Below are 13520 nucleotides of genomic sequence, written 5' to 3' on the forward strand. Positions count from 1 at the left end.
AGGCGCAGTGGTCGCGGTGGGGCGGTTGTCGAAGTGGGCGGTGGTGACAGCGTTCTCAAGTGGCGCGCAGGCTTCGGTCGGTGAAGGCGATCAGCCACTCGAAGCTCTCGTCGATGTCGGCGCTCCATTGGAAGCCGTTGGCCGCCCGCAAGGTGGCGAAGCCGTGGAAGAGGCTGTGGAGCATGCGCAGGGCGTGGTCCAGGTCGGGCTCTTCGATAATGACGAGCTTCTCGGCCGCCTCAGCGGGCTCGGTCGTAGGTCAGGGCGATCTCGCCCAGCTCGCCGGTCTCCTGGTGCGTGAGCTTCCACTTCGAGCCCGGCAGGCCGTCGTCGAACAGTCGCTGACCGCCCCCGGCGATCTCGGGGCAGATCAGGAGATGGAGCCGGTCGATCAGGTCCGCGGCGAGGAGCGCCTTGATGACGCTCGCGCTGCTGTTGACGAGGATGTCGCCCTCGCCCGTGGCCTTGAGCTCGGCGACGACGTCGGCGGCCGGGGCGTTCACCACGCGCGTGCGCTCCCAAGGGGCCTCGGTCAAGGTGGTCGACAGGACCACCTTCTCCGTGTCGACCAGCCACTTCGCGTATCCGCGGTCACGCGGATCGGCCTTCTCGTCCTCGGCGACCGTCGGCCAGAACCCGAGGAATCCCTCGGCGTTGCGTCGGCCGAGCAGCGCCGTCGTCGCGCCCTCCCAGACCCGGGTGAGATGGTCTCGCGCGACCTCCGTGATCGCGTAGCCGACGATCGCGCCCATATCGCCGGGCCCGCCGGGGCCGTTGTAACGCCCGTCGAGGGTGAGGGCGATGTTGGCGGTCACCTTGCGTGCGGTCGAGTTGGTCATGGCTGTACTTCCTTATCCTTCGATGTGAACGGCGTCGGCGAGATTGCCGAGGCTCTGGCCGAAGCCGATCTCGATGCCCGCGATGAAGTCCGCGGAGTCGACGGTGCTGTCGGTGATCCGGTAGAGGACGTCGAGGTCCGTGCCGGTGCCGCCTGCGGTGGGCCGGAGGCCGAAGTCGACGTGGGCGGTGAAGGCGGCGCTGCCGTCGGGGAGTTGCGGGGAGAGCCGGTACGTCAGGCGTTCACCGGGACGTACGTCGTCGACGACGCCCTCCCCGCGCCCGGCGACCAGGTCGGAGCCATCGGCGTCCTGGGCGTCGCGATACTCCAGGACGATCCGCCCGCCCGGTCGCGCCTCGAAGATGAGCTCGGAGACACGGAGGTCGTCGGGTGCCCACCATCGGGTGAGCAGGGAGGGCTCGGTCAGATGGCGCCAGATCAGCTCGGGGCGCCCTGTCAGCGACCGGTGGAAGCTGAACGAGCGGCCGTCGGCCCACCCCGACTCCTCCGCCGCCAGCCGCTCCGTGTCGAGGCTGAGCCCGTAACGGTCGTAGGTCGCGAGCGGGCCACCGGCCCGGTCCGCGGTGTCGGCGAGCCGGCCGAGCGCGGCCTCCAGGTCCCGCAGGGGAGCGGACCGCAGCGCGTAGATACGGCGCCGGCCGGTGCGCTGCGAGGTGACGACACCGGCGCGCTCCAAGGTCTGCAGGTGCTTGGTCGTCTGCGGCTGGCGTGCCTCGGCAAGCTGCGCGAGGACGCCGACCGGGCGGGGGCGCTCGGCCAAGAGGCTTACGAGCCGCCAACGGGCCGGGTCGGCCAGTGCGGCGAGGAGTTCGTCCATGTGGGCAAGTATTCTTCATGGCGAATATTCCTGTCAAGGAATATTTGAAATCCCGCTCCACGGCGAAGGAGGGTGGCACCCACGTATTGACGGCTCCTCAGCCCTACGCGCAGCATTGATGGAACCTGTACGTTCCTGTTGCTTGCTGTGCGGGAATGTTCTCCCGCGATCGGTGTTCGTGCTGCTGACCCCCACCTGCGGAGCTGCCGACGATGAACGCTCGAATGCTCAGGCTCCACGCGAAGACCATGGCCGCACTCCTCGCCGGCTGCCTGCTCGCCACGTTCTCGCCCGGCGCCGCCGTCGCGGCGCCCGATCGCCCGACCGCGGGCGCCACCGACAGCACCACCGAAGACGCCACCCAAGGCACCACCCAAGGCACCACCGGCGCCGGTAATCCGTTCGTCGACGGGTGGTACGCGGACCCGGACATCGCCGTGTACGACGACACCTACTGGGTGTACCCGACCACATCGAGGGCGTACGAGGACCAGACCTTCCTCGATGCCTTCTCGTCGACCGACATGGTCAGCTGGACCAAGCACAGCAACGTGCTGACGACGGACGCCATCTCCTGGGCCGAGTACGCCGTGTGGGCACCCGCCCCGGTCGAGCGCGACGGCAAGTACTACCTGTTCTTCGCCGCCAACGACATCCAGAACGACTCCAGCCTCGGCGGTATCGGCGTCGCGGTGGCGGACAAGCCGGAAGGCCCGTACTCCGACGCCATCGGCCGGCCGCTGATCGGGCAGTTCCACAACGGCGCCCAGCCCATCGACCAGGACGTCTTCATAGATGACGACGGTCAGGCCTACATGTACTACGGAGGCTGGGGACACGCGAACGTCGTCAAGCTCAACGACGACATGACCAGCCTCGGCACCTTCGCCGACGGCAGTACGTACAAGGAGATCACGCCCGCGGACTACGTCGAGGGCTCGCAGATGTTCAAGCGCGACGGCAAGTACTACCTGATGTGGTCCGAGGGAGGGTGGACAGGTCCGGACTACTCGGTCTCGTACGCCATCTCCGACTCGCCGACCGGCCCCTTCGCCAAGATCGAGAAGGTGCTCGCCCAGGACCCGGCGGTGGCCAAGGGCTCCGGTCACAACTCCGTCGTCAACGTACCTGGTACGGACATCTGGTACATCATCTACCATCGCAGGCCGCTCAGCGAGAGCGCCGGCAACAACCGTCAACTCGCCTACGACCGGATGTACTTCAACGCCGACGGCACGATCCGCCCCGTGGTGATGCGGGTCGAGGACAACTTCGCCGACGGCAACGCCCTGGGCTGGAAGACCTACGGCGGATCGTGGTCGGCCGGCGACGGACGCTACCGCGCGAGCAGTTCCCCGGGCGGCAAGGCACTGCTCGACACCGGCTTCGCCGACTTCACCTACGACGCCGACGTCAGGGTCACCTCGGGCTCCGGTGACGCGGGTCTGGTCTTCCGCGCCACGCGGCCGTCGGTCGGAGTCGACAATTACACCGGCTACTACGCGGGCATCAGCCCGACCGGCAAGGTGGTGCTCGGCCGGGTGAACGACTCCTGGACACCGCTGAAGTCCACCGCTATGTCGCTCCCCGCCGGGTCGACCCATCGCCTCCGGATCTCGGCGGTGGGCTCCGCGATCAAGGTGTACGTCGACGACATGGCCACGCCCAAGATCTCGGTGACCGACGGCACGTACCGCAGCGGAGCGACCGGGGTACGGGTCTTCAACACCGCCGCGGACTTCGACAACGTGTCTGTCGACAAGGCCGGATGAGTCGCGGCCGGCGGCTCCCGAACTGAACCGCGTGGTCCTCGTGCACGCCCTCACGCACGCCCTCGTCCACCGGCCGTTGACTGTTGACCGTTGACCGTTACGGCCGGCTCCGAGCTTGCCGCGCCGCCGGGCGGGGCTCCTCCCCGACAACGACTTCGACACCCCCGACGGGGCCCGCCGGGCGGGGCTTACCGGCCTCGTCGGTGAGGGTGGGTCATGATCGGCGGTGGTCGGCGTTCGGCCGGGCCGGGGGCGGCGTAAGGGAGATTGCCGTGGAAATCCTGCTGGTCGCGAGTGCCTTCAACAGTCTGACCCAGCGCGTCTTCGCCGAGCTCGGGGACCGCGGACACTCCGTCCGCGTGGAATTGGCCCTGGGTGACGAACCAATGCGCGAAGCCGTACGCCGTACCGACCCCGATCTGATCATCGCACCCATGCTCAAGACCGCGATCCCGGCCGACATCTGGTCGACCCGCGTCTGTCTGATCGTCCATCCGGGACCGGTCGGCGACCGCGGGCCGTCCTCGTTGGACTGGGCTGTGCACACCGGCGCCACCGAATGGGGGGTGACCGTCCTGCAAGCCGCGCGGGAGATGGACGGCGGGGATGTCTGGGCCTCGGTTCCGTGTCCGGTGCCGGCGATCGGGAAGAGCGACCTCTACCGCAACGAGGTCTCCGACGCTGCGCTCGCAGCGGTGCTGCTCGCGGTGGAGCGCTTCGCCTCCGGGACGTACGTTCCGCGGCCGACCACCGGTTCGAACTCAGGGGCGAAGGCAGAGGCGCGCGGCCGGCCGTACTTCGACCAGAGCCTGCGGCGCGTCGACTGGGCCTCGGACCCGACCGACACCGTGGTGCGCAAGCTGCGCGGGGCGGATTCGCAGCCCGGTGTACTGGACGACCTTCTAGGAGAGGAGTGGTACCTGCACGGCGGCCACCCCGAGGACACCCTGCGTGGCCGGCCCGGAGAGCTGGTGGCCACCAGGTCCGGTGCCGTCTGCCGGGCGACCGTCGACGGGGCGGTGTGGATTCCCGAGCTGCGCCCCCGCCGTAAGACGGGCGGGCCGGCCACGTACAAGCTGCCGGCGGTTCTGGCCCTCGGGGACCGGATGCCGGCACTGCCCGAGATCGCCGCGCCCTGGGATCTGCCCTGGGGACTGTCCTGGGAGTTGCCCGCCGGCCGGCGTACGTGGAGTGACATCCGCTACCGCGAGGCGGGCCCGGTCGGCTTCCTGTCGTTCGCCTTCGCCGGCGGGGCGATGAGTACGGAGCAGTGCCGGCGGCTGCTCGCGGCGTACCGGTTCGCCTGTTCACGGCCGACCACGGTGCTGGTACTCGGCGGCAGCCGCGACTTCTTCTCCAACGGCATCCACCTGAACGTCATCGAGGCGGCCGCCGACCCCGCGCGGGAGTCCTGGGAGAACATCAACGCCATGGACGACCTCGTGGAGGCGCTGCTGACCACGACGGACCGGATGCTCGTGAGCGCGCTGGGCGGCAACGCCGCGGCGGGCGGCGCCATGCTGGCCCTGGCCGCGGACGAGGTCTGGTGCCGGAGCGGAGCCGTACTCAACCCGCACTACCGGCTGATGGGGCTGTACGGGTCGGAGTACTGGACGTACACGCTGCCTCGCAGAGTGGGAAGCGAGGAGGCGGAGCGCCTGACGCGCCGCGCCCTCCCGGTGACAGCCTCCCGCGCGCACGAGATCGGGCTGGTGGACATCGTCGTCGAGAGCACACCTCAGGACTTCGGCGCGGTGGTGGCGCGCCGCGCGTCGCTTCTCGCGTCGGCACCGGGGACGCGGCAGCGCATCGGTGAGAAGAAGGCGGCGCGCGAACGGGACGAGGCCGTCGCGCCGCTGAGCGCGTACCGGGACAGAGAACTGGCCGAGATGCACGGCACGTTCTTCGATCCCGGCGCGCCGTACCACGCCCTGCGGGCCGCCTTCGTACGGAAGACGAAGCCCGCGTCGACGCCGGAGCATCTCAGGGCCGGGACGTCGCGGGTGGTCGGCCACCGCGGGTGAGGATGTACGGCGAGCCCTTTACGTCCTCGTACGCGGCGCGGGTCTCGCGGTCGCCCGTCGGCCCCGCTGTCGTTCGTCGCCCGCATGGTGTTCTCCTGGAGAGGGTCGGCCTCACGGGCCGTCGTTCATGTGACGATCTCGCCCGGGCCGAACCGTCCTCCTACAGAGGCCGTTCGAAGCAGAGCGAATCGTCCGAGTCCGCGTAGTGCCCGAAGCCAGGGATCGGTGCGTAGCCGGAGCGGGTGTAGAAGCGGACCGCGTCGGGCTGGGCATCCCCCGTCTCCAGGCGGAGACTTGACCATCCCTGGTCACGCGCCCAGTCCTCCAGCGCGAGCAGGACGCGCGCCGCGACGCCCGTGCCGCGGGACGCCGGGGCGACGTACATACGCTTGATCTCGCCGACGCCGCCCGCGCCGAGAGCGCGCAGCCCTCCGCAGCCCACGGCGGACCCGTCGTCGTCGTACGCCACGAAGAAGACAGCGATGTCCGCCTGGGACGGAGGAACGCCCGGTTCGCTGTCCGGCGTCCCGTACCGCTCGGCGATCTCGACCCGCTGTCGCGCACGCAGGGCGACGGCGTCCGGGTTGTCCCACTCGACCTGTTCGATCTTCATGCGGCGAATTCTGCTCAACGCGCGTTTCGGGCGGGTGACATCGGGGCGGGCGAGCGGTGCGGCGTGCCGCTGACCGGGCGATTCACGTGGCCGGGCTGCCTGTGTCGTTCCGACGCCGTCGTACAGTTCGCGCCCGCGCCGGAATATTGGTTCCTCCCGCCTGTCGATCGCGGGCCGTCCCGTTCGCCGTTGTCAGTGAGGCCGCCGGCAGGTGCGGCACCAGCGAGCGTACGAACGAAGGAAACGCGCATGCGAAAGCTGATGGTCACCACATTCGTCACCCTCGACGGGGTCATGCAGGGGCCCGGTGGGAGTGACGAGGATCGGGACGGCGGATTCGAGCACGGAGGATGGTCCGTACCGCACTTCGGGGCGGATCTCATCGAGCGGATGACCGACCTGGTCCACCGCGCCGACGCGCTGCTCGTCGGGCGCAGGACGTACGACATCTTCGCCGCCACCTGGCCGCTCGCCGAGGCCGACGACCCGATCGGGTCGAAGATGAACAGCGTGCGGAAGTACGTCGCGTCGCGGACACTGGACACCGTGTCGTGGCAGAACTCGACCCTGCTGACAGGTGACGTCGCCGAGGCCGTCGCCGGGCTCAAGCGGGGCGACGGCGGCGAGATTCAGGTGCACGGCAGCGGTGATCTGGTCCAGACGCTGATCGCGCACGACCTCGTGGACGAGTTCCACGTGCTGGTCTTCCCGGTGCTCGTCGGCTCCGGCAAGCGCCTCTTCGGGAAGGGCACGATCCCGGCCGGGCTGAACCTCGTCGACACCGCGAGGTCGGAGAGCGGTGTCGTCATCAGTACGTACGCGCGGGCCGGCAAGGTCGAGTACGGGGCCATGGGCCCGGAAACCGGCAACTGGTAACCGGCGACGGCGACCGGTAATTCATGACCAGCAACTGGCAGATGGAGCGGACCGGAGGGACGAGCGGCATGCCGCAGTACGCGATTCTGATCTACGAGAAGGAAACCCCGGGCGGCGTCGCCGACATCCCGCCCGACGTCATGGAGGCCAACATGCGCGCCGGCGAGCGGATCGCCGCGATGGGCGTGCGCGTCGTCCACGAGCAGGGGCTCGAACCCAGCGCGGCCACGCGCACGATCCACAAGGACGGGCTGGTCACCGACGGGCCGTTCATCGAGAGCAAGGAAGTGATCGCCGGGTTCTTCGTGGTCGAGACCGAGGATCTCGAAACGGCGGTCGCCGTCGGCAGGTTGCTCCCGATCATGGATGGCGCGGTCGAGGTACGGCCCCTGCTCCCCGTCGAGTGACATCGGATGCCGTCGGATGACGCGTCCGACCGGGGCGTACGGGACGTCCGGGGCGTACGGAAGGTCCGGGGCGTACCGGGCGTGCGGGAGGTCCAAGAGGTCCGCGACGCGGTCGAGGACGCGCACCGTCGCGAGTGGGCCTCGGTGCTCGCCGCGACGGTACGCGTCACCCGCGAGCTGGACCTGGCGGAGGAGTGCGTCCAGGACGCGTACGCCGCCGCCCTCGTGGACTGGGCTCGCGACGGCGTACCGGACAGGCCCGGTGCCTGGCTGACGACCGCCGCCCGGCACGACGCCCTCGACGCTCTACGCCGCGCCAGGACCCTGCGGTCGAAGCTGCACCTCCTGATCGAGCCGGAGCCGGAGCCGGGGCCAAGGTCGGAGCCTGCACCGGCACCGGCACCGGCACCGGCTCCCGACGACCGGCTCCGGCTCGTCTTCCTCTGCTGCCACCCCGCCCTCGCCCCCGCCGCCCAGATCGCCCTCACCCTGCGTCTCGTCTGCGGCGTCCCGACCCCCGACATCGCGAAGGCGTTCCTCGTCTCCGAACCGACCATGGCGGCCCGCATCACCCGCGCCAAGAAGAAGATCGTGGCCGCCCGGATCCCCTTCCGCATGCCCGGCCCCGCCGAGCTGCCCAGCCGTCTCGACTCCGCCCTCACCACCATCCATCTGCTCTTCACCACCGGTCACACCGCACCTGCCGGCCCCGCGCTGACCAAGGACGACCTCGCCGGGCGCGCGCTCGATCTGGCCCGGCTGCTGCACGCCCTCCTGCCGGACGAGCGCGAGGTACGGGGGCTCCTGGCGCTGCTCCTCGCCAACCACGCCCGCCGGGCCACCCGTACGACAGAGGACGGGCGCCCGTCGCTGCTGGCGGAGCAGGACCGTAGGGTCTGGGACCAGGACGCCATCGCCGAGGCGCACGAGTTGGTCCTCGGCGCGCTCCGGGGCGGCGCCCCCGGCCGGTACGCGCTCCAGGCCGCCATCGCCGCGCTGCACGCGTCCGCGCCGACGTACGCCGAGACGGACTGGGACCAGATCCTGGTCGTGTACGACGCGTTGCTGACGACCTGGGCGTCGCCGGTGGTCGCGCTCAACCGCGCGGTGGCCGTCGCCATGGTCGACGGACCGGCGACCGCGCTGGCCGAGGTCGAGGCGCTCGAACAGGACGAACGCCTCGCCGGCTACCGCTATCTGCCCGCCGTCAAGGCCGATCTGCTGCGCCGCCTGGGGCGGGCCGAGGACGCCGCCGTCGCGTACGAGCGGGCGGTCGCGCTGGCCGACAACGACGCCGAGCGCGCCTTCCTCACCGACCGCCTCACGGAATGCCGCGCCGGCTGTCCGTGAGGCGGCCCGTGAGGGTGTCCGTTCCGCTGTCCGTGCGCTATCCGCGCTTCGTGAACTCCGCCGTCCCCAGCGTCGTGAACCAGGAGCGGATCTTCGCCACATCGTCCGTCTTCGCCAGCGAGAGCAGCAGCAGGATGCGCGCCTTCTGCGGGCTGAGGTCGGCCGCCCCGACCACCGCGCCGCCGCTCTCCTTGTCGTAGACGGCGCCGTTGCCCGTACGCGTCGTGGACGCGAACACCACGCCCTGCTTGGTGGCGTCGGTGCGGGCCGCCGACATCGCCGACGAGATACCGCCCGCTCCCGTACCCGCCGTGACGACGCCGTCCGCGCCCGCGTCGGCGAACGCCTTCACGGCCTCGCCGCCCGCGCCCTGGTAGCTGAACACGATCTCGACCTTCGGCAGGTCCTTCTCCGCGATCCTGCCGACGTCGAACGGGGTACGCCAGCTCGACCTGCCGCACTTCTCCACCCGCGCGGGCGCCCGGTTGATCCGGACGCGCTCCTGGTCCACGACACCGAGCGACCCGCTCGCGCCGCTGTTGAAGGTGTCCATGCGCAGCGCGTCCGTCTTGCGCACCTCGCGCGCCGCCTGGATCTCGTCGTTGAGCATGATGACGCTGCCGAAGCACGTGGTCTTACGGCTGGCGGCGAGCTGGATCGCGTTGTACAGGTTCGCGGGGCCGTCCGTACCGAGGACGGTCCACGGGCGCATCGCCCCGGTCAGGATCACCGGCTTGTCGCTGCGGACCGTCAGGTCGAGCCAGTAGGCGAACTCCTCCATCGTGTCCGTGCCGGTGGTGACGACGGCCGCGTCATTCGTACGGAGGGCCTTGTCGACCGCCAGGGTCAACTGACGGAAGTCGGCTATGGAATAGCTGCCGGAACCCTTGTTGCCGAACTGCACGGTGGACACGTCGGCGATCTCGTTCACCTCCGGCTCCAGATCGCCGACCAGCTCGGAGATGGGGATCTTGCCGGACTGGTAGTCCTGGAAGTCCACCCGGCCCTGACTCACACCGGCGATCGTTCCGCCGGTGCCGATGACGGCCACCTTCGGGCGCTTGACCGGGGACTTGTCCCTTTCGGCGGCGGTGGCCGTGCCGGCGGTCAGAGCGACGACCGCCGTCAGCAAGGCGGTTCGACGCAGGATTCCTCGCATGCCGTACCTCTCCCAGACGGGCTGAACGGACTGATACGCCCGATCTGGGAGAAAGGTGACTGAGGCATATTTCGCGACACGGCCGTCGCCGTTAAATCAGCGTTTCGCGGCGAGGCGGAGCCACAGAGAGACGGGGCGTCCGAGTGGACGCCCCGTCCCCGGGCCGTGTCTTCAGGTGCTCGTCAGGCCTTTACCGTGCGCGCACCGCACCGCACCGCACCGCACCGCCTACCGCGTATCGCCCTTGCGCTCGCCCAGCGTCACGTCGACCTGCGACTCCTTGCCGCCCCGCGTGTATGTGATCTTGATCTTGTCGCCCGGCTTGTGCGTCCAGATCTCGCTGATCAGCGTGGGGCCGCTGTCGATCGGCACGTCGTTGAACTTCGTGATGACGTCACCCGACTTCAGCCCCGCCTTAGCGGCCGGCCCGTCCGGCGTCACCGCCGGGGTGCCGCCCGAGCCGTCGCCCGAGATCGTCGCGCCGTCGCCGCCCTCCGACATGGAGACCGTCGCGCCGATGACCGGATAGACGGGCTGCCCGGTCTTGATGAGCTCCCCGGCGACCGTCTTGGCCTGGTTGATCGGGATGGCGAAGCCGAGGCCGATCGAGCCCGACTGGGCCCCGCCACCACCACCGCCGCCACCGCCCGAGGGCTGGATGGCCGAGTTCATGCCGATGACCGCGCCCCGGGCGTCCAGCAGCGGGCCGCCGGAGTTGCCGGGGTTGATGGAGGCATCGGTCTGGAGGGCGCTCATGTACGAGTTCTTGTCGCTGGAACCGTCGCCGGAGGCCACCGGGCGGTTCTTGGCGCTGATGATGCCCGTCGTGACGGTGTTGGAGAGCCCGAACGGCGCGCCGATCGCGATCGTCGAGTCACCGACGGCCACCTGGTCCGAATTCCCCAGGGCCAGCGGCTTCAGGCCGGACGGCGGGTCCTTCAGCTTCACCACGGCGACGTCGTAGCCCTCGGCGCGGCCGACGACCTCGGCCGCGTACTCCTTGCCGTTGGAGAAGGTCGCCGTCAGGTCTCCGCCGTCGGCGGCCGACGCCACCACGTGGTTGTTCGTGAGGATGTGGCCCTGCTTGTCGTAGATGAAGCCCGTGCCCGTACCGCCGTCGCCGCCCTGGGCCTGCGCCGTGATGGTGACGACGCTCGGGAGCGCCTTGCCGGCCACCGCCGCCGTACTGCCCGCCTCACGCTTCAGCGCCGGGGCGTCGGCCGCGGAGACCGTGGTCGAACCACCGCTGACGCTGTCGTCGTTGTTACGGTCCGCCGCCCAGAAACCGATCCCGCCGCCGACCACACCGGCGACCAGCGCCGCCGCGAGCACCGCCGCGATCAGCCCACCGGGGCGCTTACGGGACGGCTGCGGCCCCGACGCGGGCGGCTCGCCCCATCCGCCCCCGCCGTCCCAGCCTCATTACGGAGGCGGTGGCGGCGGCCATCCCGCGTCGGGGGCCGAGCCGGTGGATCCCGTCGAGCCGGGGAAGTAGGCCGGTACGGCTCCGGGCAGCTGCGTCGTGGGCTCGGCGCCCTGACCGGGCTCACTGGCCCGGCCGGGCTGCTCGGGATAGGGCGGCGGGGCCTGGTGCTGCGGCGCCTGGTGCTGCGGCGCCGGGCGCCGCTGATCGTGGGTGAACCCTCCCGGAGCGGACGCGGGTGTGCCCTCGGGAGCGGCAACCGGCACGGGAGGTACGGACGGGGCGGACGGGACCGCTGTGCCCTCGTTCTCGGTGCTCACAGTCTTTTACTCCTCGGTTCCACATCAGTCTTCGGCAAGAGTTCCGCTGTTTTCCGCCGCGTTCGGGTGTCGGCACAAGCCCTTCGGCATGTACACATCTCTCGTACGTCGCTGCCCTCAGCTTTTCCCACAGCACGTCAGGCCACGGTAAGCAGGACCTGTGTGTCTCCCCACCATCCTTTATTACGGGGCAAACGGGACGCATCCGCAGTAGAGGCCGGGAGGGGCACCGCCCCACGCTTACCCCGTCCCGGTGACACCATGGCGGGGTGACTCAAGCACGGCAGCACAGCATCCAGGTCGTCGCCCACCGAGGAGCCTCCGAGGACGCCCCTGAACACACTCTGGCCGCGTACAAGAAGGCCATCGAGGACGGCGCCGACGCACTGGAATGCGATGTACGGCTGACCGCCGACGGGCACCTCGTGTGCGTACACGACCGCCGGGTGAACCGCACCTCCAACGGACGCGGCGCCGTCTCCGCCCTGGAGCTCGCCGATCTGGCCACCCTCGACTTCGGCTCGTGGATGGAGAACATGGACAGCGAGGAGAGTCCCGACTGGAAGGACCGCTCCCTCACCTCCGTACTGACGCTGGAGCGCCTGCTGGAACTCGTCGCCGACACCGACCGGCGCATCGAGCTCGCCATCGAGACCAAACATCCCACCCGCTGGGCCGGACAGGTGGAGGAGCGGCTGCTCCACATGCTGGCGCGCTTCGGACTCGACGGGTCGGCACCTGGCGGACCGTCCGGCCGATCGCCGGGCGGGTCACCCGATCCGTCCCGCGTACGCATTATGAGCTTCTCGGCCCGGTCGCTGCACCGCATCGCCGACGCCGCGCCGCAACTGCCGACCGTCTATCTGATGCAGTTCGTCTCACCCCGCCTGCGCGACGGACGGCTGCCCGCGGGCGCCCGGATCGCCGGGCCCGGGATCCGGATCGTGCGCAACCAGCCGGGCTATGTGGAACGGCTGCACAGAGCGGGGCACCGTGTCCACGTCTGGACGGTGAACGAACCGGAAGACGTCGAACTCTGCGCGAACCTCGGAGTGGAAGCAATCATCACCAACCGCCCCAAACAGGTGCTGTCCCAACTGGGACGGCTTGCGTGACTTGTCGGGGATTGGGGAGTACGGAGGGTGACATGGAGTGCACCGGCGCGTTCGGTACGTGTTCGACCCTGTTGAGTGCGTCACTGACCTTCCCTTGGCCGGTTTCCGGTCCAGGCCATTGGGGCATTCACACCGTGGCGTGGGGCAAAGGAGGTCTCGGGGGTGGCGTTTGTGGTGGCACAGGAAGTGCCCACGTCGTCGAGCATGGCCGTTCCCCATGGCCCTGCGGGCGTGGGACAGGCAAGGCATCGGATGCGCGAGCAGTTGCGCGGCCGAGGGATGTCGGACGCGGTCGTCGACGATGCCGTACTGATCCTCTCCGAACTGCTCAGCAATGCCTGCCGGCACGGCAGACCGCTCGGGCACGGGGAGATCGGCGACGGTGACGTACGCGCCGCCTGGGAGGTCGACGGCGCCGGCCGGCTGACCGTCGAAGTGACGGACGGTGGCGGCCCGACCAGGCCCGTTCCGGCCACACCCTCGGTCACCGCGCGTGGCGGCCGCGGACTGAACATCATCACCTCGCTCGCCCAGGACTGGGGCGTCCGGGACAGCTCGTCCGGCGAGGTAACGGTGTGGGTGCTCGTCACCGAAGGACACCGCCATGAGGATTTCTCTACGCGCGTCGCTGTCCCTGAGCTGGACTTCTCCGACGCCTTCGACCAGATCGACGACCTGGGCTGACGGACGGGTCGGCGAACGGGCACGCACGGAGGGCACATGGGCACGCGGGGGTGGGCGAAGGGCCCGTACGCGACCCTCGTACACACCTGTTTCTTATACAC

At 69.8% G+C, this 13520-nt stretch carries 11 protein-coding genes and 2 pseudogenes; 7 read left to right on the forward strand and 6 right to left on the reverse strand.

What is annotated here, in order from left to right; translation table 11 throughout:
* Window positions 1-55: 55 nt before the first annotated feature.
* From P3L51_RS30655 to P3L51_RS30665, 3 genes and pseudogenes are all read right to left on the reverse strand, one after another.
* A pseudogene (locus P3L51_RS30655) lies at window positions 56-217 on the reverse strand (TetR-like C-terminal domain-containing protein); the annotation flags it as partial.
* 22 nt (window positions 218-239) lie between these two features.
* On the reverse strand, window positions 240-839 hold the full coding sequence (locus tag P3L51_RS30660) for a dihydrofolate reductase family protein (RefSeq protein ID WP_354608588.1): 600 nt from the start codon (window positions 837-839) through the stop codon (window positions 240-242).
* A gap of 12 nt (window positions 840-851) precedes the next feature.
* Window positions 852-1676 carry a metalloregulator ArsR/SmtB family transcription factor gene (locus tag P3L51_RS30665; protein ID WP_354608589.1) on the reverse strand — a complete coding sequence of 275 codons (825 nt, stop codon included), beginning with the start codon at window positions 1674-1676 and terminating at the stop codon, window positions 852-854.
* 212 nt (window positions 1677-1888) lie between these two features.
* Here P3L51_RS30665 and P3L51_RS30670 point away from each other — a divergent pair, with 212 nt between their 5' ends.
* A complete protein-coding gene (locus P3L51_RS30670; RefSeq protein ID WP_354608590.1) occupies window positions 1889-3448 on the forward strand; it encodes a family 43 glycosylhydrolase in 1560 nt (519 codons plus the stop codon).
* Between the two features lie 272 nt (window positions 3449-3720).
* Window positions 3721-5472 carry a hydrogenase maturation protein gene (locus P3L51_RS30675; protein ID WP_354608591.1) on the forward strand — a complete coding sequence of 584 codons (1752 nt, stop codon included), beginning with the start codon at window positions 3721-3723 and terminating at the stop codon, window positions 5470-5472.
* Window positions 5473-5632: 160 nt separating this feature from the next.
* Here P3L51_RS30675 and P3L51_RS30680 read toward each other — a convergent pair whose 3' ends face one another.
* On the reverse strand, window positions 5633-6085 hold the full coding sequence (locus tag P3L51_RS30680) for a GNAT family N-acetyltransferase (RefSeq protein WP_354608592.1): 453 nt from the start codon (window positions 6083-6085) through the stop codon (window positions 5633-5635).
* Window positions 6086-6334: 249 nt separating this feature from the next.
* Here P3L51_RS30680 and P3L51_RS30685 point away from each other — a divergent pair, with 249 nt between their 5' ends.
* From P3L51_RS30685 to P3L51_RS30695, 3 genes are read left to right on the forward strand one after another with little or no spacing between them, the layout of a single operon-like run.
* The gene (locus P3L51_RS30685; RefSeq protein ID WP_354608593.1) at window positions 6335-6961 is read left to right on the forward strand and encodes a dihydrofolate reductase family protein; all 627 of its coding nucleotides are present in this window, start codon (window positions 6335-6337) and stop codon (window positions 6959-6961) included.
* A gap of 23 nt (window positions 6962-6984) precedes the next feature.
* Window positions 6985-7368, forward strand: coding sequence for a YciI family protein (locus P3L51_RS30690; protein WP_354608594.1), 384 nt, complete (start codon window positions 6985-6987; stop codon window positions 7366-7368).
* A 6-nt stretch (window positions 7369-7374) separates the two neighbouring features.
* Window positions 7375-8718, forward strand: a complete 1344-nt coding sequence (locus P3L51_RS30695; protein ID WP_354608595.1) for an RNA polymerase sigma factor — start codon at window positions 7375-7377, stop codon at window positions 8716-8718.
* 37 nt (window positions 8719-8755) lie between these two features.
* Here the strand turns inward: P3L51_RS30695 and P3L51_RS30700 are convergent, their stop codons facing one another.
* A complete protein-coding gene (locus P3L51_RS30700) occupies window positions 8756-9877 on the reverse strand; it encodes an asparaginase (RefSeq protein ID WP_354608596.1) in 1122 nt (373 codons plus the stop codon).
* A 228-nt stretch (window positions 9878-10105) separates the two neighbouring features.
* Window positions 10106-11620 (reverse strand): annotated as a pseudogene (locus P3L51_RS30705) (S1C family serine protease).
* Between the two features lie 269 nt (window positions 11621-11889).
* Here P3L51_RS30705 and P3L51_RS30710 point away from each other — a divergent pair.
* Together P3L51_RS30710 and P3L51_RS30715 are read left to right on the forward strand one after the other, a co-directional pair.
* Window positions 11890-12735 (forward strand): glycerophosphodiester phosphodiesterase, encoded by an 846-nt coding sequence (locus tag P3L51_RS30710; protein WP_354608597.1) that lies wholly within the window; start codon window positions 11890-11892, stop codon window positions 12733-12735.
* Window positions 12736-12852: 117 nt separating this feature from the next.
* A complete protein-coding gene (locus P3L51_RS30715; RefSeq protein ID WP_354608598.1) occupies window positions 12853-13419 on the forward strand; it encodes an ATP-binding protein in 567 nt (188 codons plus the stop codon).
* Window positions 13420-13520: the final 101 nt, after the last annotated feature.

Origin of the sequence: Streptomyces panacea (genome assembly GCF_040560175.1) — a bacterium.
Classification (GTDB): Bacteria; Actinomycetota; Actinomycetes; order Streptomycetales; family Streptomycetaceae; genus Streptomyces; species Streptomyces panacea.

Excerpts from the sequence above, each read along its gene's own strand:
- P3L51_RS30700 (WP_354608596.1), bottom strand. The coding sequence starts at position 9,877 with ATGCGAGGAATCCTGCGTCGAACCGCCTTGCTGACGGCGGTCGTCGCT.
- P3L51_RS30670 (WP_354608590.1), top strand. The coding sequence starts at position 1,889 with ATGAACGCTCGAATGCTCAGGCTCCACGCGAAGACCATGGCCGCACTC.
- P3L51_RS30680 (WP_354608592.1), bottom strand. The coding sequence starts at position 6,085 with ATGAAGATCGAACAGGTCGAGTGGGACAACCCGGACGCCGTCGCCCTG.
- P3L51_RS30665 (WP_354608589.1), bottom strand. The coding sequence starts at position 1,676 with ATGGACGAACTCCTCGCCGCACTGGCCGACCCGGCCCGTTGGCGGCTC.
- P3L51_RS30695 (WP_354608595.1), top strand. The coding sequence starts at position 7,375 with ATGCCGTCGGATGACGCGTCCGACCGGGGCGTACGGGACGTCCGGGGC.
- P3L51_RS30685 (WP_354608593.1), top strand. The coding sequence starts at position 6,335 with ATGCGAAAGCTGATGGTCACCACATTCGTCACCCTCGACGGGGTCATG.
- P3L51_RS30690 (WP_354608594.1), top strand. The coding sequence starts at position 6,985 with ATGACCAGCAACTGGCAGATGGAGCGGACCGGAGGGACGAGCGGCATG.
- P3L51_RS30660 (WP_354608588.1), bottom strand. The coding sequence starts at position 839 with ATGACCAACTCGACCGCACGCAAGGTGACCGCCAACATCGCCCTCACC.